The 26,927-nt window shown below is 34.1% G+C and carries 24 protein-coding genes and 1 riboswitch; of the genes, 5 read left to right on the top strand and 19 right to left on the bottom strand.

The features are described from left to right. The 5 genes from ACTQ5K_RS22360 to ACTQ5K_RS22380 form a co-directional block, all read right to left on the bottom strand. Positions 1–1,211 (bottom strand): SH3 domain-containing protein (locus ACTQ5K_RS22360; protein WP_441994327.1); only part of this gene is annotated, 1,211 nt, incomplete at its 3' end. Between the two features lie 430 nt (positions 1,212–1,641). Then, the gene (locus tag ACTQ5K_RS22365; RefSeq protein WP_031539080.1) at positions 1,642–2,640 is read right to left on the bottom strand and encodes an asparaginase; all 999 of its coding nucleotides are present in this window, start codon (positions 2,638–2,640) and stop codon (positions 1,642–1,644) included. A gap of 375 nt (positions 2,641–3,015) precedes the next feature. Continuing rightward, a complete protein-coding gene (locus tag ACTQ5K_RS22370) occupies positions 3,016–3,501 on the bottom strand; it encodes a nitroreductase family protein (RefSeq protein WP_031539082.1) in 486 nt (161 codons plus the stop codon). 102 nt (positions 3,502–3,603) lie between these two features. Continuing rightward, a complete protein-coding gene (locus ACTQ5K_RS22375) occupies positions 3,604–4,788 on the bottom strand; it encodes a Ger(x)C family spore germination protein (RefSeq protein ID WP_031539083.1) in 1,185 nt (394 codons plus the stop codon). A 229-nt stretch (positions 4,789–5,017) separates the two neighbouring features. Then, the gene (locus ACTQ5K_RS22380; RefSeq protein WP_441994330.1) at positions 5,018–6,844 is read right to left on the bottom strand and encodes an APC family permease; all 1,827 of its coding nucleotides are present in this window, start codon (positions 6,842–6,844) and stop codon (positions 5,018–5,020) included. 98 nt (positions 6,845–6,942) lie between these two features. Continuing rightward, positions 6,943–7,081, bottom strand: a riboswitch (cyclic di-AMP (ydaO/yuaA leader). Positions 7,082–7,438: 357 nt separating this feature from the next. Between ACTQ5K_RS22380 and ACTQ5K_RS22385 the strand changes: the two genes are divergently transcribed. Beyond that, positions 7,439–7,843 (top strand): hypothetical protein, encoded by a 405-nt coding sequence (locus ACTQ5K_RS22385; protein ID WP_441132562.1) that lies wholly within the window; start codon positions 7,439–7,441, stop codon positions 7,841–7,843. 40 nt (positions 7,844–7,883) lie between these two features. On the opposite strand, the gene ACTQ5K_RS22390 is transcribed toward ACTQ5K_RS22385, so the two are convergent. The 5 genes from ACTQ5K_RS22390 to ACTQ5K_RS22410 all read right to left on the bottom strand — a co-directional run bounded on the left by ACTQ5K_RS22390 (position 7,884) and on the right by ACTQ5K_RS22410 (position 12,594). Next, entirely contained in the window at positions 7,884–8,894 is a 1,011-nt protein-coding gene (locus tag ACTQ5K_RS22390; RefSeq protein ID WP_441132564.1) for an IS1595 family transposase, read from the bottom strand. A gap of 150 nt (positions 8,895–9,044) precedes the next feature. Then, the gene (locus tag ACTQ5K_RS22395; RefSeq protein ID WP_031539085.1) at positions 9,045–10,229 is read right to left on the bottom strand and encodes an NAD(P)/FAD-dependent oxidoreductase; all 1,185 of its coding nucleotides are present in this window, start codon (positions 10,227–10,229) and stop codon (positions 9,045–9,047) included. Positions 10,230–10,350: 121 nt separating this feature from the next. Continuing rightward, positions 10,351–10,776 carry a DUF1641 domain-containing protein gene (locus ACTQ5K_RS22400; protein WP_031539086.1) on the bottom strand — a complete coding sequence of 142 codons (426 nt, stop codon included), beginning with the start codon at positions 10,774–10,776 and terminating at the stop codon, positions 10,351–10,353. Between the two features lie 571 nt (positions 10,777–11,347). Further along, positions 11,348–11,650: a sensor histidine kinase gene (locus tag ACTQ5K_RS22405; RefSeq protein ID WP_031539087.1), complete on the bottom strand. Its 303-nt coding sequence runs from the start codon at positions 11,648–11,650 to the stop codon at positions 11,348–11,350. Next, positions 11,641–12,594 (bottom strand): histidine kinase dimerization/phospho-acceptor domain-containing protein, encoded by a 954-nt coding sequence (locus ACTQ5K_RS22410; protein WP_081836696.1) that lies wholly within the window; start codon positions 12,592–12,594, stop codon positions 11,641–11,643. Before ACTQ5K_RS22410 ends, ACTQ5K_RS22405 begins: the two co-directional genes overlap by 10 nt. A gap of 418 nt (positions 12,595–13,012) precedes the next feature. Between ACTQ5K_RS22410 and ACTQ5K_RS22415 the strand changes: the two genes are divergently transcribed. Then, the gene (locus ACTQ5K_RS22415) at positions 13,013–14,368 is read left to right on the top strand and encodes an amino acid permease (protein ID WP_031539089.1); all 1,356 of its coding nucleotides are present in this window, start codon (positions 13,013–13,015) and stop codon (positions 14,366–14,368) included. Positions 14,369–14,463: 95 nt separating this feature from the next. Here ACTQ5K_RS22415 and ACTQ5K_RS22420 read toward each other — a convergent pair whose 3' ends face one another. Next, complete coding sequence (locus tag ACTQ5K_RS22420) at positions 14,464–15,369, bottom strand: TetR/AcrR family transcriptional regulator (protein WP_031539090.1); 906 nt, start codon at positions 15,367–15,369, stop codon at positions 14,464–14,466. A gap of 277 nt (positions 15,370–15,646) precedes the next feature. Between ACTQ5K_RS22420 and ACTQ5K_RS22425 the strand changes: the two genes are divergently transcribed. Further along, the gene (locus ACTQ5K_RS22425; RefSeq protein ID WP_031539091.1) at positions 15,647–17,179 is read left to right on the top strand and encodes a DHA2 family efflux MFS transporter permease subunit; all 1,533 of its coding nucleotides are present in this window, start codon (positions 15,647–15,649) and stop codon (positions 17,177–17,179) included. A 51-nt stretch (positions 17,180–17,230) separates the two neighbouring features. Here the strand turns inward: ACTQ5K_RS22425 and ACTQ5K_RS22430 are convergent, their stop codons facing one another. Continuing rightward, positions 17,231–18,271, bottom strand: a complete 1,041-nt coding sequence (locus ACTQ5K_RS22430) for a 2,3-butanediol dehydrogenase (RefSeq protein ID WP_031539092.1) — start codon at positions 18,269–18,271, stop codon at positions 17,231–17,233. A 199-nt stretch (positions 18,272–18,470) separates the two neighbouring features. Here ACTQ5K_RS22430 and ACTQ5K_RS22435 point away from each other — a divergent pair, with 199 nt between their 5' ends. Continuing rightward, on the top strand, positions 18,471–19,358 hold the full coding sequence (locus ACTQ5K_RS22435; RefSeq protein ID WP_031539093.1) for a LysR family transcriptional regulator: 888 nt from the start codon (positions 18,471–18,473) through the stop codon (positions 19,356–19,358). 18 nt (positions 19,359–19,376) lie between these two features. On the opposite strand, the gene ACTQ5K_RS22440 is transcribed toward ACTQ5K_RS22435, so the two are convergent. Genes ACTQ5K_RS22440 through ACTQ5K_RS22455 form a run of 4 tightly spaced genes read right to left on the bottom strand, consistent with a single transcriptional unit; the run spans position 19,377 to position 22,167 of the window. Further along, a complete protein-coding gene (locus ACTQ5K_RS22440; protein ID WP_441994334.1) occupies positions 19,377–19,973 on the bottom strand; it encodes a VanZ family protein in 597 nt (198 codons plus the stop codon). A gap of 16 nt (positions 19,974–19,989) precedes the next feature. Continuing rightward, on the bottom strand, positions 19,990–21,222 hold the full coding sequence (locus ACTQ5K_RS22445; protein WP_441994335.1) for an FtsW/RodA/SpoVE family cell cycle protein: 1,233 nt from the start codon (positions 21,220–21,222) through the stop codon (positions 19,990–19,992). Then, the gene (locus ACTQ5K_RS22450) at positions 21,215–21,631 is read right to left on the bottom strand and encodes a PadR family transcriptional regulator (protein WP_031539096.1); all 417 of its coding nucleotides are present in this window, start codon (positions 21,629–21,631) and stop codon (positions 21,215–21,217) included. The genes ACTQ5K_RS22445 and ACTQ5K_RS22450 overlap by 8 nt, the downstream gene beginning before the upstream one ends. After that, positions 21,616–22,167, bottom strand: coding sequence for a sigma-70 family RNA polymerase sigma factor (locus ACTQ5K_RS22455; protein WP_031539097.1), 552 nt, complete (start codon positions 22,165–22,167; stop codon positions 21,616–21,618). Before ACTQ5K_RS22455 ends, ACTQ5K_RS22450 begins: the two co-directional genes overlap by 16 nt. A gap of 100 nt (positions 22,168–22,267) precedes the next feature. Here ACTQ5K_RS22455 and ACTQ5K_RS22460 point away from each other — a divergent pair, with 100 nt between their 5' ends. Then, on the top strand, positions 22,268–22,693 hold the full coding sequence (locus ACTQ5K_RS22460; RefSeq protein WP_441994336.1) for an AI-2E family transporter: 426 nt from the start codon (positions 22,268–22,270) through the stop codon (positions 22,691–22,693). Here the strand turns inward: ACTQ5K_RS22460 and ACTQ5K_RS22465 are convergent. From ACTQ5K_RS22465 to ACTQ5K_RS22475, 3 genes are all read right to left on the bottom strand, one after another. Continuing rightward, a complete protein-coding gene (locus ACTQ5K_RS22465; RefSeq protein ID WP_284561129.1) occupies positions 22,630–23,910 on the bottom strand; it encodes an MDR family MFS transporter in 1,281 nt (426 codons plus the stop codon). The genes ACTQ5K_RS22460 and ACTQ5K_RS22465 overlap by 64 nt on opposite strands. A 179-nt stretch (positions 23,911–24,089) precedes the next feature. Beyond that, positions 24,090–24,713, bottom strand: a complete 624-nt coding sequence (locus tag ACTQ5K_RS22470; RefSeq protein WP_441994337.1) for an SGNH/GDSL hydrolase family protein — start codon at positions 24,711–24,713, stop codon at positions 24,090–24,092. A 138-nt stretch (positions 24,714–24,851) separates the two neighbouring features. Then, on the bottom strand, positions 24,852–25,886 hold the full coding sequence (locus tag ACTQ5K_RS22475; RefSeq protein ID WP_441994338.1) for a metal ABC transporter substrate-binding protein: 1,035 nt from the start codon (positions 25,884–25,886) through the stop codon (positions 24,852–24,854). Positions 25,887–26,927 lie beyond the last annotated feature (1,041 nt).

The following is a 26,927-nucleotide window of genomic DNA, read 5'->3' on the forward strand; positions in this document are numbered from 1 at the left end:
AAGTACTCACTGCTTACATACCCTTCTAGATTATTCGTCTTAATTTGCGACCAGCCATTTTTCTCTGATATTACTGTTACTACCGTTCCTGCTGTAAGCTTTCCTTTTATTGTGCCACTTGTTGATGCTTTCGATCTCACGTTTAAATTAGATCCCGTCTGCACATTAACTTTTTTCGTGATTATTGTCGGTGACTTGTCCGAATTACTTTGTCCACTTTCTGTATCAGATGCCTCGGTAGTAGTATCGGTAATTTGCTTATCTGACAAATAACTATTGCTTACATAGCCAGTCTTTCCAGATGCATTTACTTTATCCCAGCCATTTGCGCTTGAGAGAACCGTAACCTTCGCCCCTCTAGAAAGCTTCGTTAGTACAGAACTACTCGTATTTGCTTCCTTACGCAAATTTAGCGATGAGTTTTTGGCTACATTTACATATTTTGTTGTCGTTTTAACACCTGTTTCTTTTGATTGCTCTGAATTAACCGTTGATTTTTTGTCAGCTAAATACTGCGTTGCCACATAACCTTGTTTTCCATATACTTCCACTTTTGACCAACCGTTTGATTCAGAATAAACCGTTACGCCTACATCTTTTGCCAATTTAACAATAATAGAAGCTGAATTAGACGGACTATTCCTTAAGTTCAAACTCGATCCAGTATTTACATTTACATATTTAGTTGCTGTTTTTTGTTCATTTGATGTATCAGTTGTTTTCTTTTCCTCTGTTTGATCAGCTTTTATGTATTCTGATGCAACATAACCATTTATTCCATTTACTTTAATTTTTGACCAGCCATTAGATTCCGATACTACTTCAACCTTGGTATTCTGTTTGAGCTTTGTTAGGACCTTCGCTTTAGTAGAAGCAGATTCTCTAACATTTAAGGTAGAAGACGGGTTGATGGAAACATATTTTATCGAATTTTCTTGCTTTGTAATTAAATACGTGGATGATACATATCCAGTCTTTCCGTCTACATTTACTTTTGACCAACCATTTGTTTCAGAAAGGACATTTACTTTCGTCCCAGTATTTAATGTTGTTACAATATTTGTATTCACTGATGGACCGACTCTTACATTTAATACCGATCCCTTATTCACTTCTACATATTTGGTAATGGAAGCAGCCTGAGCCTCTTCCATAAAAAGTGGAGAAGATAATGCTGCTAGAAATATACCAGGTACTACTACTTTTTTCACCAATACATTCCTCCTAGTTCTAATGTCTCAATTCATTATTAGGCATCTTTAAACCTATCACCTTATTACTATCCGTTTCTATTACCCCAATTATGTATTCTTTATTACCTATGATATTATCTATTATTCTACTAGTATATAATTCTATAGTCACGTTTTTTTATTGCTTTTATCTTCAATAGATCAAAAGTTTTATATATCAGAAAAATATTTCCATCTCTCTACTTTCAAAAGTGCTGTTTTCTAAACAATCAATCTATTTTTAGCAATTTTTACGACAAAGCAGACAGAACAAAATTAGGTACATAAACCTACCTTGAAATTGATGTTATTCTCCTTCTTAAGATGGAATGAAAAAAGCCCTATCTAATCGTTCAAACCGATTTGATAGGGCTTTTTTATTTGTATCTAATTGAATCAGAACAGCTCTTTAACTCTCCCATTCTACTGAAAGATCATAGGCTATCGGACTTTCCATCACTCTCTTTATTTCACTTAATGATTGTTCACTGCCCAGTACCCACATTAATTTTGCAACAATGGCTTCTGTATTCATGTCAGCAGATAATATAACATTGTATTGAGAAACCTTTCTTCCCACTTCATATAATAAGAGATCTTGTCCTTCTTCCAGACACTGTGTAGAAATGACCACTGCTATCCCTGCGTTTACCATTTCTTCTATTTTTGGCAAGAGATTTCTCTCCTCAAAAGGTAATCCTCCATTACCAAAGCTTTCGATAATGACACCCTTATATACATGTTTAATAAAATCAAAGATTTCAGGTTTTGTTCCTGGATGCAATTTTAATAGAAATACATCTGGACAAATCCTTGTATCCAATATTAGTTCATCCGTTTGCTTGTCCGGCTTCCATAAATACTGAATTTGATTTTCTTCTATTTTAGCCACATATGGATGGTTAATGCTTTCAAATGCATCATAGCTTTTGGTGCGCATTTTTACTGCTCTTGTCCCAATAATCACTCGACCATCAAAAACAACAAATACGCCCCCTATGTCCTCTTTTGCAAAGCGAATACTATCCATAACATTTTTCTTAGCATCTGTTTGTTTAAAACTAATCGGTACCTGTGATCCCGTAATAACAACAGGTTTTGTTAGACCACCCAACATATAAGATAGCGCAGCTGCTGTATAGGCTAACGTATCTGTTCCGTGTGTGATAACAAAACCATCATATTCGTGATAATGTTCTGCAATTGTTTTAGCCATCATAATCCAATGTTCTGGCTGCATGTTCGTACTATCTCTATTCATAATAATTTTACAAGTCACATCAACTTCTAGAATATCATTTTTAAAATATTGAAGGAGCTCTTCTGCAGACAAACCGGGGACTAGTCCTTCCTTCCCTTCAACTGAAGCGATTGTTCCACCGGTTGCAAGTAACAGCAATTTTTTCATTTAAAGTCCTCCTAAATGCATTACTCCGTAAAGTATACACTTGCTTTATATACACCAAGTTATTATATATACTGAACGAAATTTCCGCAATAAGTGGATTCTATCCATTTTTGCAAAATGGAATAAACTTCTTTGTATGCACCTAAGTCTATTTTCCTAAAGATGTGACTAAAAGGAAGTGATCGGGACACTAATATTCCAGCCAAAGCTAAAACCGAACAAATCATTCGAAAATGGCTGAATGATTGTTCGGTATTATTATTAGTTTAATAAACGGCTATTTTATTTAGGCTCTTCTTGCCTGCAACTAGAGTTATTATTTTTTTCGAAAAAATTTTTAAAAAATAATTACCTTTAAAAGCAAAACGAAAGGCCTTAATCTAAGTAGGTAATTTTGTCCTCAATGGAAGCTCTTTCTTTCGCAGCCATAATTTCTTCTGGATAACCAATTGCCAATACTCCTACGACTTCAAATTCATCGCTCACTCCTAATGTTCTTCTTCCTAACGCAGAAGAACCAACAGAACTCCAGAACGTTCCAATTCCTTCATCCCATGCCTGAAGCATAAAATTTTGAATAAAGCAGGAAACGGCTGATAAGTTTTCATCCCGTTCCATTTGGTTTCTTCCTTTATGTGATAAAATGGCTAAAACCTTTGAAGCCCCACCAAAATTTGTTTTATGCTTTAATTCTGCTCGAGTCTTTTCACCAATAAAAAGAATTTTCCATGGCTCTGTCATCTTATGATTCGGTGCATATCTGGCACGTTGTAGCCATTCCAAAATAATGGAATTATCTACTACTTCAGGTTTAAATTTTTTTATTGTTCTTCTCCCTGTGATTACCTCGGATATATTCATTTCTACCTCTCCCCTTTTGTGAAGTCTTCCTTCATACTCCTTTTTATCATAACGCTATTGTTATCTTTTTTAAAGAATTCCTATTATTAAAAGACAGTTAATTTAATTTATCTTATAGCTATTGTTTCTAAAACCACTTCTTTTTATTTCTATATTTACATGAACATTTATCTTTGCATCTTTAAAACCAGCATCCCAATTTTCTACATATTGTTTAAAATGCTTATAATCTTGGTCTCTAAATATTTCTCCTAGTCCAAATATGTCTGCCACATATTCTGTTTGCATTTTTTTAATTAGTTTACTGAATTCCTTCTCTAAGTAACTATTGCTCCGTTCTTCAAAATCTTCAAATGCGTTTACCTTTGCAGCCTTTATTCCTTTGTCAGATCCATCTAGTGTAGATTCCGCACGAACAAATATATCTATTTGCGGTCTTCCATTAACTTGCCTAGCATTAATTTTCGTCTGCGTATGGATAACTCGTAATCCAAAAAACTTTTGGTCTTCATAAGGAATCGTCAAAGAAGTACGTTCCAATTTATTTTGAATCCACAATAAAATTCTTGTTTCTTGCAAATTCAGATAACCTTGGAGCTTTCCGTATTTAAAAATCGCTAAAGAATCAATTTTTGCGATTGCTCCTGGTTTTGTTGTCTTAATATTATCCATACTCCCTCCTATTTCTTTATCGCCTGAAATGATCATAGCTGCTAACACAGGAACTTGACCTTCTGATGAATATGTACGAATGAAATCGTTTAATTTCATTCCAGGTGTTCCTCCCCATTCCTTAAGCATATGATCCAGCTGCGGAAATATTTTTAAAGAGGAAACTTTTTGATAATCATTAATGATCCGCAAAAAATCAACAGCCTCTCCATCTTTCGCAACAACTATGTTGAAGTCATCTCTTATTTCTCTATCCCTATCGAAATAATCCATAAAGCTGAGAATACCTTCTCGAGCTATTTCTTCACCAATGACAAGTAATCTCGTATGTGAAAATTCCAAATGAGTAGATATTGCAACATTAAACTTATGGGTAATCTCTCCCATTGTATCCCCTTCAATCGAGTAAACAATTGCGGGAGCCAAACCTTGAGCAGTTCTGGGATTTAGCTCTGTTGCAGAAGTGCTCTCTATAGATAACTTATACTTATGGGTTTCCCCTTTATCCACTGCTATCCCTGTCACAATGGCATTTTGATTAAGTTCCGAATGATCCCAACAACCAGTTAACAAAAAGATAGATATAATGGATATACTTAATAAGAAGCTTCTCATATTTTATACTACTCCCTTAGAATCATCGATATCACACATATATCCTCCCTAACAATATTCACCTTGCTAGGATAACTAGTAAGAAACACTTCTGCTGTCCATGTTGACTTCAGAAAACTATTGCTTACTTAACTATACAAAAAAAGGATAATTTTATTTTTTTCAAAGTTTACCAATAGGTTATGAAAAAAATGAAAAATTATCCTTTATATCATAATAATTTTATATACTATTTTCTTAAATGATAGGGAACAGTAGTTACAATTATATTTCGTTTATATAATAGATGTGCCTTGATCAATAGACTGGACTGATTGTGTAAGAAATTATGCCAACTTTTCTTCGTAATAAATTGTGGGATAATAACCGTCACACTACGTTTCTGTTCCGCCGCTTTTTCCTCTATTGTATCAATAAATCTTGCTAGTGGCCTAATCAAACTTCGATATTGTGAATGAATGGTTACTAAACGAATATCCGGTCTAAATTCTCCCCATTTTTCCTCCATTCTTCTCTCACTCTCTCTGTCAAATGCAACATATACAGCAATTACTACATCTCCTACCGTCTCCGCATATGCTAAAGAATTCTCTACCACTTTCGTTACCCCGGCAACTGGAAGAATAACGATATTCCCTTCCATTTTTATCGCTGAACGTGGCTTTGCTACTCTTAATTGTTCTGCAACATTTTGATAATGCTTGTTTATTTTATGAAACCCGAAAACAACAATAGGAAGAAAGAATAATACTGGCCACACTTGAAAAAACTTAGTTGTGAACAAAATTACTAAAACGGTAAAGGTAATAAACGCTCCAATTAAATTAATTGCTAACTTCCCTTTCCAACCCTCAGGCTTCTCTTTCATCCATTTTCTGCTCATTCCTGTTTGCGATAATGTAAATGGAATAAATACACCAACTGCATATAAAGGAATCAGCTTTTCTGTATGACCACCGAAGAAAATGATTAATAATATAGAGGAGATACCTAAGATAACAATTCCATTTGAATAGCTTAATCGATCTCCTCTAACTGTAAATATACGTGGCATATATTTATCCGACGCTAAATTTACGGCAAGCAACGGAAACGCAGCATAGCCAGTATTAGCTGCCAATATTAAAATGATGGCAGTTGTCACTTGGATAAAATAATACATAGCATTTTTTCCAAACACTTCGGTAGCTATTTGAGAAATTACCGTTTCCTCTCCACTCGGAGCAATCCCAAACCAGAAGGCAAGAAAAGTAATCCCGGAAAATAATACAGCTAAAAATAACCCCATCATCGTTAACGTTTTAACTGCATTTTTGGCAGATGGTTCTTTGAAATTTGGCACAGCATTAGAAATTGCTTCCACACCTGTTAAAGCAGAACAGCCAGAAGAAAATGCCTTTAACAATAAAAAGACACTTAACCCTGGAACAGTCGTCCCAATCGGCGTGTGTAGCTCTGTAGGAACTTCTCCGTTTACAACCTTCCAAATACCAACACCAATTAAAATTAATAAAGTAAAAACAAACAAATAGACGGGATAAGCTAAAATAGACGCAGATTCGGTTACCCCTCTTAAATTTAAAATTGTTATCAGAATAACCATCAATATTGCGATAATAACATTGTAATGATACAAACTTGGAAAAGCAGAAGTTATCGCATCTGTTCCAGCCGAAACACTAACTGCGACGGTTAGAATATAGTCTACTAAAAGCGATCCACCTGCAATAAGTCCTGCATTTTCGCCTAAATTATTTTTAGATACAACATATGCTCCTCCGCCTTGTGGATAGGCATAAATAATTTGACGATAAGACAACATCAAAGCTGTCAATAAAATAAGCACACCAATCGCAATAGGAATAGAGTACCAATAAGCAAGGAATCCTACTGCCGATAAGACAAGCAAAATCTGTTCTGTTCCATACGCTACAGATGAAAGCGCATCAGATGAAAGTATAGCCAACGCTTTTAATTTATTTAATTTTTGTTCTCCTAAAGCACTTGTTTTCAAAGGTTTTCCAATAATGATTCTTTTGACGGTTGATTTATTCACGATATATCCCTCACTATAAACTTTTCATAACTTTACTTTTAAACACAAAAAAACTACAAAGAATTACTTTGTAGTCGTATAATAGCGTACGCCAAGTATTCTCCCCTCTAAACGCTTCCGGAGTTAGCTGTCGGATTAGGGCATATGAGAGTTGCCCTTCCTTAATAAGGATTCACCCCTAGTGTTTCACACAATGTCGGGTCCCCCGTTCCAAAATGAATTAAGCGATTTGTATTAATTTGTTTTAACATGAATGATATTACGCCTGAAATTTAGGAAAGTAAAGAAACAAAAAGGAGTAAAATAAAGCAAATTTAACCGAAAAAGACAACCTAAGCTATTTTACATGGAAGAAATTATCTCTATCTCATTATTTTATATATTATCTACATTTATTAAAGGCTGCTCACTATTTCAAATTCAGTCCGTTTCGAGATGGAAAGTCTTTTAGAAAGGCTGTTTTCGTAAAGTTTGTGGTTTTTTGGACAAGGTTAAGGAAATACTGAATATTACAGGTAAATCGACATAATTGAGGAAAATTGTGGTATTGTTACAATTAGTAGAGTATTACAAACAATGAGTAGAGGGGATTCTATGAAGAAAATTTTGTTACTTTTGTCATTAATATTTATTTTTGGATTTACTTTAGTAGGATGCAGCCAAGATGTTCAACATAATAAAAGTTTGGAAAAGGCAATTTATTCAGTTGTAAAGGATAAAAATTCAACTGAGATTGAATTAAAGTCTTTAACCGATTTTTCCTGGGATAAAGCCTTTTTATTTCAACCATATTCGGCACAAGAAGATATGAGCGAAAAAATGGGTGTGAATTTTAAAGACCCTAGCAAATTAGATTATAGGGATGATATTTATTTATTAGTCTTTCTAAACAAAGATAAAGTGGTCCAATATGCCGAAATAGACCGTCAAGGAAGCAACTTCAATATAGAAGATGAGTACCTAACAAAAGAAAATTCTAAAATAATGATTAAAAGGTAATTTACCAATAGAATTCTGTAATCATTTGCGGAATTCTTTTTTATGCACTTCTTAACGTTTCAACTGTTGTATAATTCGATTTTTGACACGCTGAAATAAGCATTTGTTCTACTCTATTTTCAAATGCCAAGTTCTTCCCTAATTCAAGCCAACGGAACCAATAAAGGTAGTTATCTAGATATTTAGTAGCAACACCTTGAAACCTAACCATCCAATCTTCCAATCGTTTATGAAAGTTATTGACGTGTTGAACGTGATATATGCCCTTTTTGACATACCCTTCCTTACTGACATTAATCGTTTCGTGTTTTAACCCCTTAATTAAAGCGAACTTCTTGTAATTCGTAGCTGTATCGGTGCATAACAAAGCAGAGGGGTCTATATGTTCTCCAATTACGGCATCTATTTCTTCTGCTCGTACACGCCCACGACCAGCCTTTCGTGCTACTACACTGCCATTACGGTCTTGGGCTACAACTACTGCAATTTTAAGGTTGGAAATGCCCCTCTTTTGGTCTTTGCCACCACGCTCTTTCGGTTCTCTATGTGTTATTTTTCGTTTTCCTTTCATAGACTCTTTAAGGAATGTTTCATCGCTTTCTACAATCCCTTTGAGTTGGTCAAATCCGAGACTACCTAATGCGTTCAAGATTTTATGTCTCCAATAAAATGCAGTGGAGATGTGTATTTTAAGGCGTTCAGCGATTTTAGGCAAAGTATAGCCTTCTACCATTAATTCAATGTACTTCACCCATTTTTCAGGATAACGAGAGCCTGAAAATGGCGTGTTAGTCATATCGTTAAAGGTCTTACCGCAATCCTTACATAGATAGCGTTGGCGTGATTTATATTTGCCGTTCCGCTTAACAGAAGTGCTTCCACAATGAAGACAACCCATTCCAGATGCAAAACGGGCTTCACGAATATCATTCAGCAGTTTTGTAATCTTGCTTGGGTCATCTGGAAATAGGTCTTGCTTCATTGCCTTAAACAACGCCATCTGCTCTGATTCTGTTAATTCGCCAAACTGCTCATAAACATCTAACCACATAATCGAACGCCTCCAGACAGCATTATATCAACCTTTATACAGTATGGTCAAGATAGCAACAATCTATACGAAAACAGCCTTTAGAAAACAGCCAAAAGAAAAAAAGATGAGTACAGTGCCATGCACCATACTCATCTTTGTTCACTAGGATTAATAAGCTAAGCTGAATAATCCTTTAATATGTGATAAGTAACGAATATTACTTGCTTCTTTCATTAGGGAAGCAGGTAATCCTTTTAATGGAGTGGAGCTTCCGCCTACGATTGCAACTCCATCTTTTCTACCAAGACTAGCAAGTGTACCAGAGTTAATTGGATCAAAAGTATCTAATGCTCCGTTTTCCAGGTAAGCATATAGATTGTATCCGATTAATTCTCCCATTTGCCAAGCAATTTGCGCAGTTGGTGGTGCTGGACGACCATCTCCATCAGCAGGGAAGTATACAGCACTGTCACCAGCAACAAAGACATCAGGGTGTGAAGTAGACTGTAAGAATTCATTAACTGTTGCACGGCCACGGTTAACTTCTAATCCAGAAACACCAACTAATGGGTTTCCTTGAACGCCGCCTGTCCATACAAATGTATTAGCAACGATTTGTTGACCATCTTTAAGATCAATAACATTGCCTGCTACATTTGTTACAGGAAGTCCAGTTAAGAATGTTACGCCACGCTTTTCCAAGCTTTTTGTTGCACGTTCGATTAAGTCTTCTGGTAAGACAGGAAGAATTTTCGGACCTGCTTCTACTAATAGTAATTTAATATCTTGGAAATCAACACCGTATTTTTTTGTTAATCCTGGTAAGATATCAGCAAGTTCACCAACAAGTTCGACACCTGTTAGTCCGCCACCACCAATTAAAATAGTAGCATCTTCTTGTTTTCTTGTTTTCGCATATTCACGAATACGATCTTCAACATGGTTGTAAATTTTGTTTGCATCATCTGCAGATTTAAGAACCATGCTGTTTTCTTCTAATCCTGGGATACCGAAGTATGCAGTTACACTTCCTAAAGCAACAACTAATGCATCATAAGTTAGTTTAGATCCATCACCTAAAGCAACTTCTTTTGTATCCACATTGAAAGAATCAACGGAAGCAATTTTCAAATCAATGTCTTTCCCTTTAAATAATTTCTCTAGCGGCATAGCAACTGCTTTTTCAGAAACGTTTCCTGCTGCTAAACGGTGCAATTCCGTAATAATTTGATGTGTTGGATATTTATTAATTACAGTAACTGTAGCTTCTGCTTTACTGTAAAATTTACGAACATTTAAAGCTGCTAAAAGGCCGCCGTATCCAGCACCTAATATAACGATATGTTTTGACATAGTAAATCCTCCGTCCTTATTACATTTAAAAGTATTGGCAGGCTTCCTTTTCTGCATTGTCCTTAAAGGAATTCCTTTTTATTAGACAAATAGCTTACTTTGGAAGACTCTACATGAAAGATTATTTATTATTGCGCTCTGACATAATTTGAAGATAGCTCTGTAGAAAACGGAACATCTTTTGTGCTTGTGGATCTTTTAACATTTTCATTAAACCAAAGATGCCAATTGTTTCATTGCTTTCTTCAGCACGATCTTTTGCTTCAATTGCTGCTGAAGCCATTCCTTTAACTGAATGGATTACTGGTTCGAACATTTCAGTAGTCGCACCAACAATATCGCCCTTAAAAACTTCATCTTGTGATAATGATTGAACAACATCATATGATTTAGATAATCCATTAACCATTTCCGTTAACTTAGGTAATTGCTCGATTAATGTTGTCAATGATTCTTGTACCTCAGGCTTTAACAACTGATCCAATAGGTCTTGATTTGTAGCAGTCAGTTGTTTTTCAGCATTCGTTTGAGCAGTAGTTTCTGACATAACTGATTCTCCTTTACTATAAGCTTTTCGCTTAAATGTTATTAACAAATTTCTTGTGATTGACTGCACAAAAATTTGCAAAAGATATTTTTACCAACTCTAGTTAAAATGATTGAAGGTATGTACAAAATAAAATCCTGGTTAAAGTCCTCTTTAAAACCTTAGAAGAGGATGTGTACAACCTCTCCATCATTAAACTCCTTTAATATAATACCACTTTTTGAACAAAAATAAATGTAAGTTTGACAAAAAAATAGAGTTTTTTTGAATAAAAGTGAAGTTTATCACCTATAAAGTGATTGTCGCCACAAAAACAACAAATAAAATATTTACTCGAAATATTCTCAGTTTTTATATTTCCTAAACTATTATGTGAGAAAACGGATGAAATATTCATTCCTTCCTTATATATATTCTTCAGAAAAACCAAAAACCCCTGTAAGTGTTTACATTTTACCTTCTTAAAAGAATGTATGAGCAAAATTTATCCGTAGTTTATACTATGCCCATACATCTCTCTTTTATTTAGGCTAGGCTACTAGCATTACTAAAGAATTTATTTTAACAGCATTTATTTACTAACAATCGGCAAATAAATAGAAAAAGTTGTTCCTTTGTTAACTTTACTTTTAATCTTGATTTTGCCGTTTAGGTGATGAACAATATTAAAGCAAACCGTTGTACCGATACCTGTTCCTTGTGTTTTTGTGGAGTAAAAAGGAGTTCCTAATCTGTTCAGTTCATCTTCAGACATTCCTTTTCCATTATCCATAATATTAATCTTTATATATTTTTCTTTTATTTGTTCGGATATAACCACTTCCCCCTTGCTCTCTATTGCTTCAATAGCATTCTTGATCATATTTATAAACAATTGCAGAATTTCATCTTGCCCAGCATTAATGAACAAGGGGTATGAACGTGATTAATAATTTTTACGTTATTTAATAGTGCATAGGGGTTGATTATCTCTTCTACTTTTTTTAGAAAAACAGCTAAATCAATCTGTTCTTTAACCCCTTCATTTGGCCGAGCAAGTGATAAATAATCATTTATAATTTTTTCAGCCCTGACTAATTCTGATCCCATAAGTGAAAGCATCTCTTGTTGTTTTTCTGTGATATTGGAGGATTCTTTCAATAAATGAGTGTATCCTTTAACAACCGTTAAAGGATTTCGTATTTCATGTGCAACAGAAGCGGCCATTTCGCCAATTAATCTTATCCGCTCTGTTTGCTGTTTTTGCTCCTTCTGCCTTTCTTGATAAGAGAGTGACTCTATTAGATAAATAGAGATAATAAAAGTAACGAGATGAGCTAAATATAAATAAACAATAAATGTTAAGGTTATTTTATTTGTGAAAAATGAAGTAGCGATTAAATCAATGCTTATAGGAAATAACGATGTAATACAAGCTATCATTATTTTTTTTATGAAAGATTGGGTCTGTTTGTATCTTTTGATGGCATAATACAAAATGGGTAGTGATAACAGTACGATAATCATTGTCACTAATAATCCTGCATTAACGCCAATCATATATCTGTAAATCCCCATCACAACAGTTGTCAATAAACCTGCTGGAAACCCTCCATAGAAAAAAGCTATCAACCAAGGAATTGTCCTTAAATCATAAATATGCCCAGGTGCTATTTCTAAAGGAAATGTCATGGATAAAATTAATATGGCTGAACAATAAATAAAGGTGAATACTGTTTTATTTTTAATTTTCATTTTATGAAAATAATAATAATAAATAAAAATTGGCACAACATTTAATAATAGAACGAATAAGTAATTGTCGAATCTGATCATCATTTCTCCCCATTTACGAAAAAATTCTCACCTCATCTAAGTTACCATCATTTCACAATTATTTCTATTATGAAGGCAATTTTCGCAAAGTTTGTTTCTATCGCCCGCAGCCGGAATACACTTCGCTTTCCGTGGGGCTCGCGCTGAGCCGCTTCACAGCTCACGCTCCTGCAGGGTCTAAGGACTCGCGCTAATCCCACAGGAGTCTACGTGTATTCCGGCTGCTATTTGCTTCCAACTAATTCTTTTTTCCTATTGAAAAAAACAACAATCTCTTAGAAAACAGCCATTATGAATGTAATTTTTCCTATTTTAAGTAAAGCAAATAATTGCTGTAAAAGCTGACATACTAATAGTGGTTACTTTGTAAGGCAATCTTTTTTATGTAATCCCTTCATCATTACTGAAAGAGGAGAAAGACATGACGAAAAAACAAAACAATTCAAATTCATCTAAATCTGAAAATCTAAAATGGTGGCAGCTATCCTTAATTGGTGTAGGTTGTACGATAGGAACTGGCTATTTTCTAGGGTCTAGTCTTGGCATTAAAGAAACGGGTCCTTCCATCGTTTTCACCTTTATCTTAGCTGCTATTGGTACATACATTGTTTTTAATCAATTAGCTAAAATGACTGCTGAAGACCCCCAAGAAGGATCTTTCTGTTATTATGCAAACAAAGCATTTGGTCCATGGGCTGGCTTTAGTTGTGGATGGAATTATTGGTTCTCTAATATCCTCATCATGGGCAGCCAATTAACAGCACTTTCGCTTTTATCACAGTTTTGGTTTCCCAAAGTTCCATTATGGGTATTCGCGTGTATTTATGCTGTTCTATCATTATTTGTTGTCTTTCTAGGAACGAAAGGCTTTGATCGCGTTGAAAATTATTTAGCTATTATCAAAACAGCAGCGATTATTATGTTTATTGGATTAGCAGCAGCTGCTGTATTTGGCTGGATACATGGAGGCAATAGTGATATTTCTATTCCTCATTCCATGAATGAACTATTCCCAAAAGGCTACAAAGGGTTCTGGATTTCTTTATTATTTGCATTTTATGCATATGGAGGAATAGAAGTAATCGGGTTAATGGCTATGCAGTTAAAAGATAAAAAAGATGCACCGAAAGCTGGGACAAATATGCTAATCATTCTTGTGATCATATACGTACTTTCTCTAGGGCTGGCGTCGATTTTAGCGCCACTCGATCAGTTTTCCGAAAAAGAGAGTCCATTTGTAACCGCCTTATCAGATTATCATTTGAACTTTTTTCCACATGTCTTTAATGGAGCTATTATCGTTGCAGGATTTTCCACTATGACTGCTTCTTTATTTGGAGTAACTAGCTTGTTAGTTACGTTAGCAAATGATGGGGATGCACCAAAGATCTTTACAAAAAAATTAAAGAAATTTAACCAGCTACCTCTTCCTTCCTTTATTCTTGGAGGAATTGGGCTCTTTGCTTCTGTTATTGCCGCCCTTTTATTACCAGGGAAGATATTCGAATACATTACAACGGCAGCTGGGATTCTTTTATTATACAATTGGGCTTTCATTCTGTTTTCTTCCTTTAAAGTACTGAAAGGAAAACTTTGGGATAAAATAAAATCTTCATTTGGTATTTTACTTATTGTCTCTGCTGTTGCAGGAACCATTATTGAAAAGCAAGTTCGAATCGGCTTCTTTGTTAGCTTAGCATTTGTTGTGATTATTGCAGCAGCTACATTTTTCATGCGACATAAATTGGGGAAAAACAAGGCAGGCTGTGCAGAATAAGTCAAATGTTATTCCCCACTTTACCAATAAACTTTAGAAAATAGCAAAAAGGAAAAGTCATCATTTTAACTGTGACTTTTCCCTATTGACAGTTATTAATTCTGTTTAGAATATATTTTTTCCATGCTTTCTATAAGTGTTAGAACCATTTTAGCATATGGTGAATCTTTTACTTCTTGCATCAAAGACATCAATGTACTTTCGATAATAAAATATCTTGGGTGTTTGATCTCTATCTCTTCTTCAACGAATGTTAATAATTGTTCTATTTTTTCATGATTAGTTAGCCTATCATTATCTTTTTTTACATTCGCTTTTAACGTATAAAGCATACAATAAATTTCCTTTTTCCCCAAATCTTCATTGTTTATAGTTTGAACTGCAAGCCAATTATAAAGCATATCTGGATTTAAAAGTACTTCCTTTGTATTAGATAAATGGTTAACCATATCAAGAACTCTATTCACACAATACTGAACAATTTCATGAACATTTGTGTTATCTTGATAGACTAAAGTATGCATATAAATAGTAGAATGAATCATACCCATTAACATGATAGAGCAATCCAATAAATAGGTTTTGTTTTTTGAGCCACAAATATCTACTAATCGATTATACACCCAGTTTAACTCATGTACTCTTCTATTTTTTATATAGTTTTTTAATTCTTCATCATTCGTAAAAAGAATTTCTTCAAATAAAGAAATAATTTTATATTGGTTATTTGTCTTAATTAACATTTCAATTTGCTTAATAAAAAGAGTACTATCTGCTTTATCTTGACCAATTAATAATTGCTTCCTTTGCCATTCTAATTCCGTATAGATATTCTTAAAAATAGAAATCAACAATTCATTTTTACTCGAAAAGTAATTATAAAACGTACCTTTAGAAATATTACTTGCAGCTAATATGTCTTGAATAGACGTTTGTTGAAATCCATTTTCAATAAATAATTCATGGGCTTGCTGCATTACATGCTGTTTACGTTTGTTCATTTCATCACCTTTAGAAGAAAATTAGACTACTGGTTCAAATTATATACTAGGTTATTCACAAAGAAATTACAATCATTCCACAAGAATATTAGCAGATAAACCCCAGTGTTATAAGGAGTTCATCTGAAAAATCTTGCGTTCATTTCAACCAAACTTTTTTTACTTAGGGATTCTAAACATTTTTATTGCAATATTTATACTACAGGTATATTATTATTTAAGCTTAGTTTCAATAAGGATATTAAGAACATATAGGTCATGAGGAGGAATTGTTTTAATGAACATAAATGCAACAACGAATGAAAAAAAACCGCCATATGGCATAATTGTTATTTTAATGGCTGGTGCCTTTGTCGCATTTCTAAATTCAACACTGTTAAATATTGCTTTACCATCTATAAGCGCGGACTTCGAAATTGATCCATCTATTGGACAATGGCTTATTACTGGCTATATGCTGGTTAATGGAGTTATGATTCCAACATCCGCTTTCTTAATTCAAAAATATTCAACAAGAAGATTATTTATCACAGCAATGTCTCTTTTTGCTTTTGGTACTATAATGGCTGGAATGGCTCATTCCTTCCCAATATTGTTACTTTCACGTATGATACAGGCTTCTGGGTCGTCCATTATGCTACCTGTATTAATGAACTTCTTGTTAACCAGTTTTCCAGTTGAAAAACGTGGGAGTGCAATGGGTGTTTTTGGACTTATTATGACTTTCGCTCCAGCAATTGGTCCGACCTTATCAGGATATATTGTCGAACATTATGAATGGAGAATGTTATTCTATGTTGTTTCGCCAATTGCCATCATTGTTTTAATTTTAGCGATTTTTAAAATTAAGGATAAGAAGGAAAAAGTGGATATTCACATCGATCGCTTATCTGTCGTTTTATCGAGCCTAGGATTCGGTGGTTTATTATACGGATTTAGTTCTGCAGGTACAAAAGGATGGACTAATATTCATGTTTATGGCACTTTAATTGTGGGTGCAATAGCTCTTATTTTCTTTGTTCTTCGTCAATTAAAAATGACTACTCCAATGCTTGAATTCCGAATCTTTAAGTACCCGTTATTCTCGCTTTCAGCAGTTATTACCATTGTAATTAACATTGCACTATTCTCTGCGATGCTACTGATGCCAATGTATATTCAAACAGTTAGAGGAATTTCCCCATTCCACTCTGGATTGTTATTATTACCAGGTGCGATTATTATGGGAATTATGTCTCCTATTAATGGAAGACTTTTTGACAAATATGGAGCAAGAACACTAGCTTTAATTGGATTAACATTGACTGCAATCACAACCTATATGTTTAGTCAATTATCCATGACAACTACAACAACTACACTAGTACTAATTTATTCCGTACGTATGCTTGGTATGTCCATGGTTATGATGCCGATTATGACAAATGGTTTAAATGAATTGCCACAAAGAATGAATCCGCATGGAACAGCATTAAATAACACATTGTCCCAAGTGTCAGGAGCAATTGGCTCTGCAGTTATGATTACCATCATGTCTCAACGTACAGCAACACATGGGGAAGAATTGGCAGCTCAAGCAATGAAAGAGATGAGTAATTCAACTACTCAACCAACTCCAGAAGCACTTGCTACTATGCAAGAACAGCTCGGAATGCAGGCAATGCTTGAAGGAATTAATGATACCTTCTTAATATCTGTTGGAGTTGTATTAGTCGCACTTATACTTTCCTTTTTCGTAAAACGTGCGGTTCCACCAAAAGAAACAGAAGAACAAACTAGTCCAACGAAAATGAATGAGGCAGTTGAATAAAAATAAATTAAAAGTCAGCGACAATCGCTGACTTTTTTATAAATTATTTACTCATTCTGCACTTACTAAAATCTTCACTTGATTTTTTTCTGATAGCAATGATTTAAAGCCTTCTTCTACTACATCGTCCAATTTAATTTTTTTGGTTACCAATTTATCTGCAGAAAAATAGCCTTTTCTCATTAAGTTCAACACACTTGGAAATACATCTCGATAACCAATAATCCCCTTAATAGTACGTTCCTTGATAACGATATCATTTGGGAGAATTTCCGCGCCTTTTTCCCATATACTTACAATAACAGTTTCTCCTGCAATAGTCGTAGATTGAATAGCCTGTTTTAGAACTACTGGTACCCCAGTAACTTCAAAAGATACATCTACCCCACCATTTGTCCGGTGAATAAGTTCAGCTACAACATCTTCATATTCAGCTGGATTAACAACAATTGCTCCTAATTCTTCCGCTTTTGCCTGGCGTTCAGGAGAAAGCTCTATTGCATAAATATCTGTTGCTCCTGCCGCTTTCAAAGCCTCAATTACTAGTAACCCAATTGGACCACATCCGAAAACTGCAGCAGTATCCCCTGCTTGAACTTTACTAGATCGTACAGCATATAAAGCTACAGCAGAAGGCTCTACTAATGCCCCTTGTTCATAGGATAATTCATCAGGCAATTTATGCAGTAATTCTGTTTCCACAGAGACATATTCGGAGAAACCGCCTCCTCCGCCCGCTAATCCTAAGAATCCCATATTTTCATCTAAATTATAGGCTCCTTGATGACCATGTGTAGCAAAAATCGGTTCAACAACCACTCGATCGCCTACTTGATAATCAGTCACTCCTTCTCCTATTTCAACAATTTCCCCTGAGAATTCATGTCCCAATGTAATTGGTGCTACTTCATTTGTTAAAGGATGTGGCTGATCCACAGGTATAAAAATAGGACCTCCTAAGTATTCATGTAAATCACTTCCACAAATTCCACACCATTTTACTTTTAGTTTTACTTTGCCTGGTTCTACTTGAGGTTCCTTAATATTTTCTAGTCGAATATCTTTTTGGTCATGCCATCTTAATGCTTTCACGAGTAAAACATCCCCTGACTTAAATAGTTTTACAGCTAAACTGCTAAATTTCCATTGCTATTTGTTATTTAAGGCCTTAAAAACGTAAGTTTTAGAAACAAATTAATTATAGTACTTATGTTATTAATATGAAATTATATTATAATTAACTATAGTTAACTTTTACTTAACTAAAACTATTTTTAGAAAGGGTCAACCTATGAATATTGAACAATTAAAATATATAGTAGAAATTTCTAATAGCGGCTCATTAAAAACGGCTGCAGAAAAGTTAAATATTACATTACCTGCTCTAAGTCAATCCGTAACAAAGCTAGAGAAAGAATTAAATGTAGAGATCTTTCACCGTTCTAGAAAAGGTACCTATTCAACACAAAAGGGGGAGATCCTTATCCAAAAAGCTAACGGCGCACTAGAGAAATTACAAGAATTCTTAGATGAAGCAGAAAACTTTTCAGACACATTAAAAGGAGAGTTAAAAATCGCTATGTTTCCGGGACCATTAGATTTGCTGGCTGATCAAATTACTTTATTTAAAAAAGACTTTCCTTCCATTAAGGCTTCTATAGAAGAGGATAATTCCCAGCATGTTATCGAAAAAGTAATAAAAGAAGAAGTTGATATTGGATTTATTATATTTAAAGAAGAAGATATACAAAAATATAAAAATATACATTTTCATAAACTTTATGATGGCTGTATGGTTGTTGCAGTTAATATAAACTCTTCTTTAGCAAACAAATCCTATATCACTGAAAAAATGCTAGAGAACCAGCCAATTATTTTGTACAACGATCAATCTATATTAGAATTCGTCCAAAACTTAGATATGGTGGAAAGTAATATGGAAATTTTATTTACGACAAACAATGTAGAAACAATTCGATATGCATTAGAAAGAAACACAGCGATTAATATTGGCTATGATTATGCCTTTAAAACAATAACTGGGTTAGCAAACAATAATAGTTATGTTACCCTACCTTTTGTAGATACCTTAATAAACACCTATTATTTTGGTTATATATATGCCGCTAATAAAGGCATTTCTAGGGTAGCAAAAGAATTTTTAGAAAGGCTAACATAGTCTTTTCAAAGCTACTTCTCATCTTTGGAGCCCAACTAGTCTTTTTGGAAAAAGAGTATTAAGGATTTTAAAGAGACAATAACCAAAAATAATCCCTAACGCATTTAAAAGAACATCATCAATATCCGTACTTCTCCCAATAAATAGTTGAGTAATTTCAATAAACAATGGGATACCAATTGACATCCAAAACAGTGGAATAAACTTTCTAAACTGTCGCCATAACAATGGAAGAAAAATCCCAAATGGCACGAAGACGACCACATTTCCTAATAGATTAATAAGAGATACTTGGTTCCAATTACTAACTTGCTCATTAGAAATAGCTAAATAGGAAAAAATTGTTGAAAAAGGAATGAGGTTTATGCTTCTTCCCCCTTCTAATCGTTGAATATAAAGTTTCTGTTTTCCATTCTCCATCGACATATACCATTGTGGAATAATGGTTTGGGATGCAACCCCAATACAGAACAGGACAAATAGAAATAGTAATATTTCCTTATTCCATTTCCACTCTTGCTTCTTTAATCTAATGTAGAGAGTACGACATATTAAATAAATTGGCGCACCAAAAATCATATAAATTAGCATTGACTCTAAATACATTCGAATCATTCGAATCCTCCAAAAGTTATGAGATATTTTTTCTGCGATTAATACTTAACACAAGACCTATCAATAAAGCGTTAATAATGGTCGGCATTAGTCCATAGCTTATAAATGGCAACGATAAAGAGATAATTGGGAATAGCCCCATACACATTCCTATATTATAAATCACTTGGATACTATACAACGCAATCGCACCTATTAAGAGAAGCTTTCCATATCGATTTTTTATGTAACGAACATTTCGAATCATTTTTATTATCAATGCACTAAATAAAATCACAATTACTACTGCTATTACATACCCAAATTGAGAGGAAAGCTGAAGAAATACGGTGTCTGTTCTATTAACAAAAGACAATAACTCCATATCAGAAGAACCTATCCACTTGAGACTTGCCCACATTTTTTCTCGATATAAATATATCCAGCCAACATCTTGCGCATATCTATCAGGAAAAAGGAATCCTAATAATCTATGTAATCTTGCAAAAAAAGCATAGCCGAATAATAATATAAAAAGAACTGCACCCGTAACAATCGACAAGACGATTTGCTTTTTCGAAAAACTGCTCCAAAACAGCATAACAACCACCATAGTATAATAAATAAAGACAGTGGAAATACTATCATATCCTAAATAAAACAATATACTGGAAAAGAAAAAGAACAATAAAAAAGACAGATAGCTAAAATTTTTCTTGGTAAAAAGGGAAGCCCAAGCTAGCAGGAAGAACGGAATTGCCATTATTCCTTTAATGATAATTGGCCCAACTTTTAAATAGTTAATTCCGTTTATTGTAATATTGGAAAAAAGAATGACGGATAGTAATAATATGGATCCTATCATATAAAATACATAGCCTAATTCCTTACATTTCCGATAATCCAAAAACATGATTCCAACAACTATTCCAACTCCCAATAAAATGGTCCATAATTTCTCTGCTATAAATAATAAATCTGACGTTATATTAGGTAAAAGTCCAATCATCAATAAGCAAACTGTACAAGCAAAAACCATCCAATCAACCGTTAGACGGTGCAGTTTATTTAACTCCAGTCCCAATAGAATAGGACTTCCCATTTCTTTAATTGCTCTTTCTTCCGCTTCTTTTTCTTGTAACCCTTTTTTTATCCAACCTTCTTTAGCAAGTTGGATATGATGCTCCATTTCTAATTTAATTGAATCCTTTGCATCTTTTGATTTCACTTGCTCTATCACTTTATCTAAAAATATATGCCTTTTATTCATTTACGTACACCCAATCTATCAATTCTCTAATATCTTTGTTAGCTCCCCCTTCTACTTCCAACTTTTTTTCAAGCTTTTTTCCTTTTCGATCTATTCGGTAATATTTAACCTTTTTATCCTCCCATTCAGAAGCAATGATATTTTTCTGTTCTAAACGATGCAATAAAGTATAGATAAACCCTTCCTTTTTCTCAAATCTTTCAAAGCCACGGGCACGTAACAATTGTGTTAATTCAAAACCAGTTTTTCTATTATGCAGTAATTGTAAAACTGCTAATAGTACTTCCTCTTCCTTATCCTTTATTTGAATTTTTTTTAAGATTTCTTTACGATGCTCCTCACTAAAAGGAAGATGATCAAAATAAGTCTTTTTCAAGCTAGATGGAAGGTTTTTTAGATGTTTTTCCATTTTTCTTCATCTCCTATCTTTTTTAATAAATGCTTTGCTCTTCTAAGTCGTGTTTTGATAGTATTTTCATTTATTTTTAATATGGAAGAAATCTCGTTTATTGATAGTTCTTCAAAGTAAAAGAGAAAAATAATTTCCCGATATACGATTGGCAAATTCATGACAGCTTGAATAAGTAATTGCTCTTCTTCTTTTTGAAGAATTTCTTCTTCCACATTTTCATTTCTGTCTATCCCAAAAAGAAATTCATCATCTACTTTTACAACATTTTTTGCATACCAACTTTTCAAATAATCTTTACAGCGGTTAATAGCTATTCTCCATAGCCATGTTCGTAAGCTAGATTTCCCCTTATATTTATTCAATGAATAATATACTTTTATAAATATATCCTGTGTTAATTCTTCGGCTATTGCTTGATTTCTCACATAGGAAAAAACCAAATGCAACAGCTCTTGTCCATATGTAATCATTATTTCTTCAAATACTTCTTCTTTATTGTCTATTTCATTCCAGCTTGCTGACAATTCTTCCATCCGATAAACCCCCTTACTTACTTATTAGACGATAAGATGACGGAAAAAGTTTGGAGGTAAAGACAAAATTGATTAAATTTATTGTCAGACTCCCATCGTTTTGGTAGGTCCTTGGATTGGTGCTATTCCTTCTGTCATCGTCAGGCTATTACACTCGCCGATGCAGGCAATTATTGTTCTCGTAATTGTTGTGATTATTCAACAAATGGAGAGTCTTTTTGTTCAACCACAAATTATTGGAAAAAGGATGTCTATCCATCCAGTCACAGTAATGGTTTTAGTTTTAGTTGCGGGGCGATTTATAGGTGTTATCGGCATGGTTCTTGTAATCCCAATCTTTGCTATTGTTAAAGTAATTGTTACACACACAAACAGACTATGGAGAATTCGACAGGAAGAAAAAATACTTAAAAAAACTCCTGCGGTTTTAGATTATCACCTAATTCCGCAGGAGTTTATTTATTATAACTGTTTCACTGCTTGTAAATTTCTCTTTTTCATTTCGAATTGTTTAAACATCACATAATAAATAAAAGCACTTATTATGGCAAGTATAGCAATAATCAAAAATGTCCATTTGAATCCAAACCACGCACTCATTGGAATAGATAATGGTGCAATCATTTTGGAAAAAGTAAACCTCAGACTAGCTGCTGCAAAATATTTTCCCCTTTGGTCCCGAGGAGCGATTTCCGATATAAAGCTTTGCTGGATTCCTGCTGTCATCAGTTCAGCAAAACTAAATAATAGCATCGCAAACATTAACCCCAAAATCAAATTGGTTTGGCTAAACATAATAACTGCCGTTGCATAAATAAAGGAGGAGACAATAAATACATTCTTCTCTTTGTATTTAGACATCCATCTTGTCACCATTATCGTAAATATAGCTACTACTAAACCATTTTCTGCTAGGATTAATCCAAATGCCTGCGTACTTTGAATCTCTAACGACCAACTGCCGATAGAAAATAATCTTTGGGTTGAAACCATTTCATCGACATAAACAGGCAGTAATAAATCTAATTGCATAAAAGTTTGTCCGATTAATACCCCTGCTAAAATAAACATTAAAAAAGTTCGATCTCTGACAATAACCTGATAATCTTTCATCTGATTACCTAACGCCATCACCCAATTCTTTTTTGTGCCAGTTGCCTCTTTGTATGGTGGAGCTGTTTCTGCTATCCAAATTTTTAAAACAATACTTAATAGAATATTTAATAGTCCAGCTGCTAGTAAAAGGAAGAATCGATAATCCTTATAAAAGAACCCTCCTAATATAGGGCCTATTACTACTGCAATATTAGTAGACGTATAGAATATCGCAAATACACTACTGCGATCTTTCTCCTTAACTACATCAGCTACCATCGCTTGACTTGCTGGCCAATAGATACTTGTAAAAAGGCTAATCACTGTAAAACAGATAAAACTAATGGCAGGAGAATCAAGCCAAGGAGAGCTTGCTAAAGCAAAGACTAGGTAAGAAATCCCTTGCGCCAAGCTTGATAGGACCATCATTTTCTTTCTTCCGTATTTATCTGCATAATAGCCACCAAGTAGATTGGCAACAACCGAAAATCCTTGTGAAAGTATTAATAAGAACCCAGCAATCGATTTGCCAAATGATTCTGTAAAATAAATCGCTAAAAACGGGAAAAACATCCAAAATGTAACATTAACGGTTGATTCACCAGCAAGACGAATCTTTAAATTCCGATCCCAATCTCTAAGTCGCATCGTCATGTTTGTTGTTCACTCTCTTTCTATTTGCTTCTCCTATCATACCTTGATATTTCGGATTAGGAAAGACTTTCTTATTCCTTGGATTAACTGGTTTAGAATAAACAGTTTGCACAAAAAGAAAGAGGCATGTTAGTTAGCAACAACGCCTCTTATACTAATAGTTTTCTATTTTGCTATATTACATTATTATAGGTTTTCAACCATGCCTGTGCCATCAACATATTCCCAGCAGAATTCATATGTACTCCGTCTGTTGTCAACACTTGATGATTGGGTTTCTGTAAATATTCGATAAACACTTGATGTGTCGGGACAACTATTGCTTCATGTTTTTTTGCTAATTGATGAATCACTGCTACATAATCCTTTAATAAAATATTCCCTTTTGCTTCTACCGATTCCTCGATGATTGTTGGTTCCATTAAAAAGATCCTAGCTTCCGTATTTATCTTTACTTGTGTTAAAAGGCGCTCATATATTTCCCTAAAAATAACAGGAGTAACTTGTTCCATATCAGGGTTGTCTAGCTGTCTCCATACATCATTTATTCCAATTGAAATAGATACTAAATCTGGGCGCAACGATAGGACATCCTCTTCCCACCTTTTCTCTAAATCTAGGATTCTATTTCCATTGATACCTTTATTAAAAAATACCGGCAAAGCTTCAGGCTGATTTATGGCAATATAATCTTTAATATACCGAACATATCCATGACCGATATGTTCGCTATCTTCAAGTTTATCCGCCTGTGTAATACTATCTCCTATAAACACAAACCGTTGATTAGCAACCATCCTTATCCCTCCATCAAAACGCTTTCAATATTACAATAACACTTTTAACTCTCGCAAAGCAACAGGTAAGTACACCTAAATGAAAAGCCTCCATTGGAAAGAGAAAAAACACCCATGGAGACTTCTTAAGCTATGATATTATTGTTGCGCTTGCACAATTTTTTCTAGATTTCTTTCCATTACCTTAATATAATCCAATCCATTATCTTCATCTTCTTTGCTTAATACTTCTAATGTGCTAAGCACTTCTGTTTTTGCTCCGATTTCAGATGCGAGTGTATCGGCAACCTTTTTAGATGCCGTTTCTTCAAAATAAATAACACTAATATCATGCTCTTTTGCAAAATCTTTTAATTCAGCTAATCGTTGTGCATTTGGTTCTTCTTCAGGCGATAATCCAGAAATTGGCACTTGTGTAAGTCCATATTCACTAGCTAAGTATCCAAATGCAGCATGCTGGGTAATCATCTCTTTTTTCTCTACTTTACTTAAAGCGTCTTGATATTCTTGATCAAGTGCTGATAATTTCGCAATATATGCTTCACTATTTTGTTGATAGCTTTCCTTATTATCTGGATCTGCTTCAATTAGACTAGCTGTAATTGTTTCTACTTCTTTAATCGCTAGTGCTGGGCTTAACCACACATGCGGATCTTTCTCATGGCTATGCTCGTCTTCAGCTTCTTCACTATCATGATCATGGTCTTCTTCTTCACTATCATGATCATGGTCTTCCTCTTCGTTCTCATGATCGTGTTCTTCCTCTTCACTCTCATGATCATGTTCATCTGTAATTCCCTCTTTTAAAGTAATGTCACTACTTGCTTCAACGAACACTGTTTCTTTATTATCAACAGCAGCTTTAATTGTATCTACAAAGCTTTCCATATAAATACTATTAAAAATAAATAAATCTGATGCTTGGACATTTGCTATATCTTTCGGTGTCGGTTCCCAACCATGTGGCTCCTGACTAGAAGGTATAAGTATTTTTACATCTGCCTTATCACCAGCTATGTTTTTTGTAAATTCATACATTGGATAAAATGTTGTCATGATCTGTAGCTTTTCTTTGCTTGATCCACTAGACACATCATTTTCACCTTTCCCACATGCAGCTATTATCAATACTGCAAGTATCATCATACTAATTAATTTAATTTTTTTCCCCATTTATCTCACCCTGCCTTTTTAATTACTTTCATTATGCAATATTTTTCGGAGATTTTCGTAAAGTTAGTTGCTCATCTCCTGTTTCTGTGCAAACAAGTGTAATATTTACTCTCATAATTACCAAACCTTTCTTTGTTCATACCCTAATTATGCATATGTGATACTGGATAAGTAACCTTGAATGGTGTATCAATACAAGGTTTATGTAAGCTACAATTAGGTTCGCCACCATTTATTGAAAACTGATGAAAATCATAAAGGTAGGAAAACTATTTTTAGCATCTTAACCTCCTTACTTAATATGCGAGGATTAAATAAGACCATTCCTCTTCATTATTCTCTTGTTCCCTCTACTGATTAAAAAAAATACCTACAGAAATTTTGGTCAGCTCATTATTTTCCCTTAAAACTCCTTTGGGAATTTTCAATAGGCTTAAAAACAAATCGAAACAATTACGATTTAGAGTGTTGAGTGAATAATCATTTCACCGACTATCTTATATTAACCGTAATCATTACGATTTGTAAAGTGTTTTATAAAAATTTTTTTCCATTGTTTTTTCTATTATTACGTATTGAAAGAACCATCTTAAGCAAAATATTATACAGAAAAAGAGGCTAGGACAATACTAAATAACTAATCTTTAAAGACGAACAATCTTTAATTTAGCTCTTACATAAAGCTACTTTCTCATGATGGTTATCTATGTTTTTAAATATAGTTAAGTATAAAAACAAAGTCGTTCCATTGCGCTACAGACGCACGATGCGCCGGGGAGGAATCTGAGCCTCCCTCGCTGTGTGCGAGACCACTGAAAAACTGATAGCTATTGATGATTGGTCCTAACCGCCTTTTAAACTTAGATGTGTAAATTGTTTTCCGAGGTGCCCACATGACTCATTGGGGCGAGCGCCGAGCCGCTTCGTCGCTACGCTCCTGCAGGGTCTCGGACTTTCTCGCTGCTCCCATAGGAGTCAAGCGGTCACCTCTCCAAACCAACTTATTATTCGCTTTCAAATAAATAAAACCTCATTTTATTT

The organism is Niallia sp. Sow4_A1 (genome assembly GCF_052116745.1).
GTDB lineage: Bacteria > Bacillota > Bacilli > Bacillales > Cytobacillaceae > Niallia > Niallia hominis.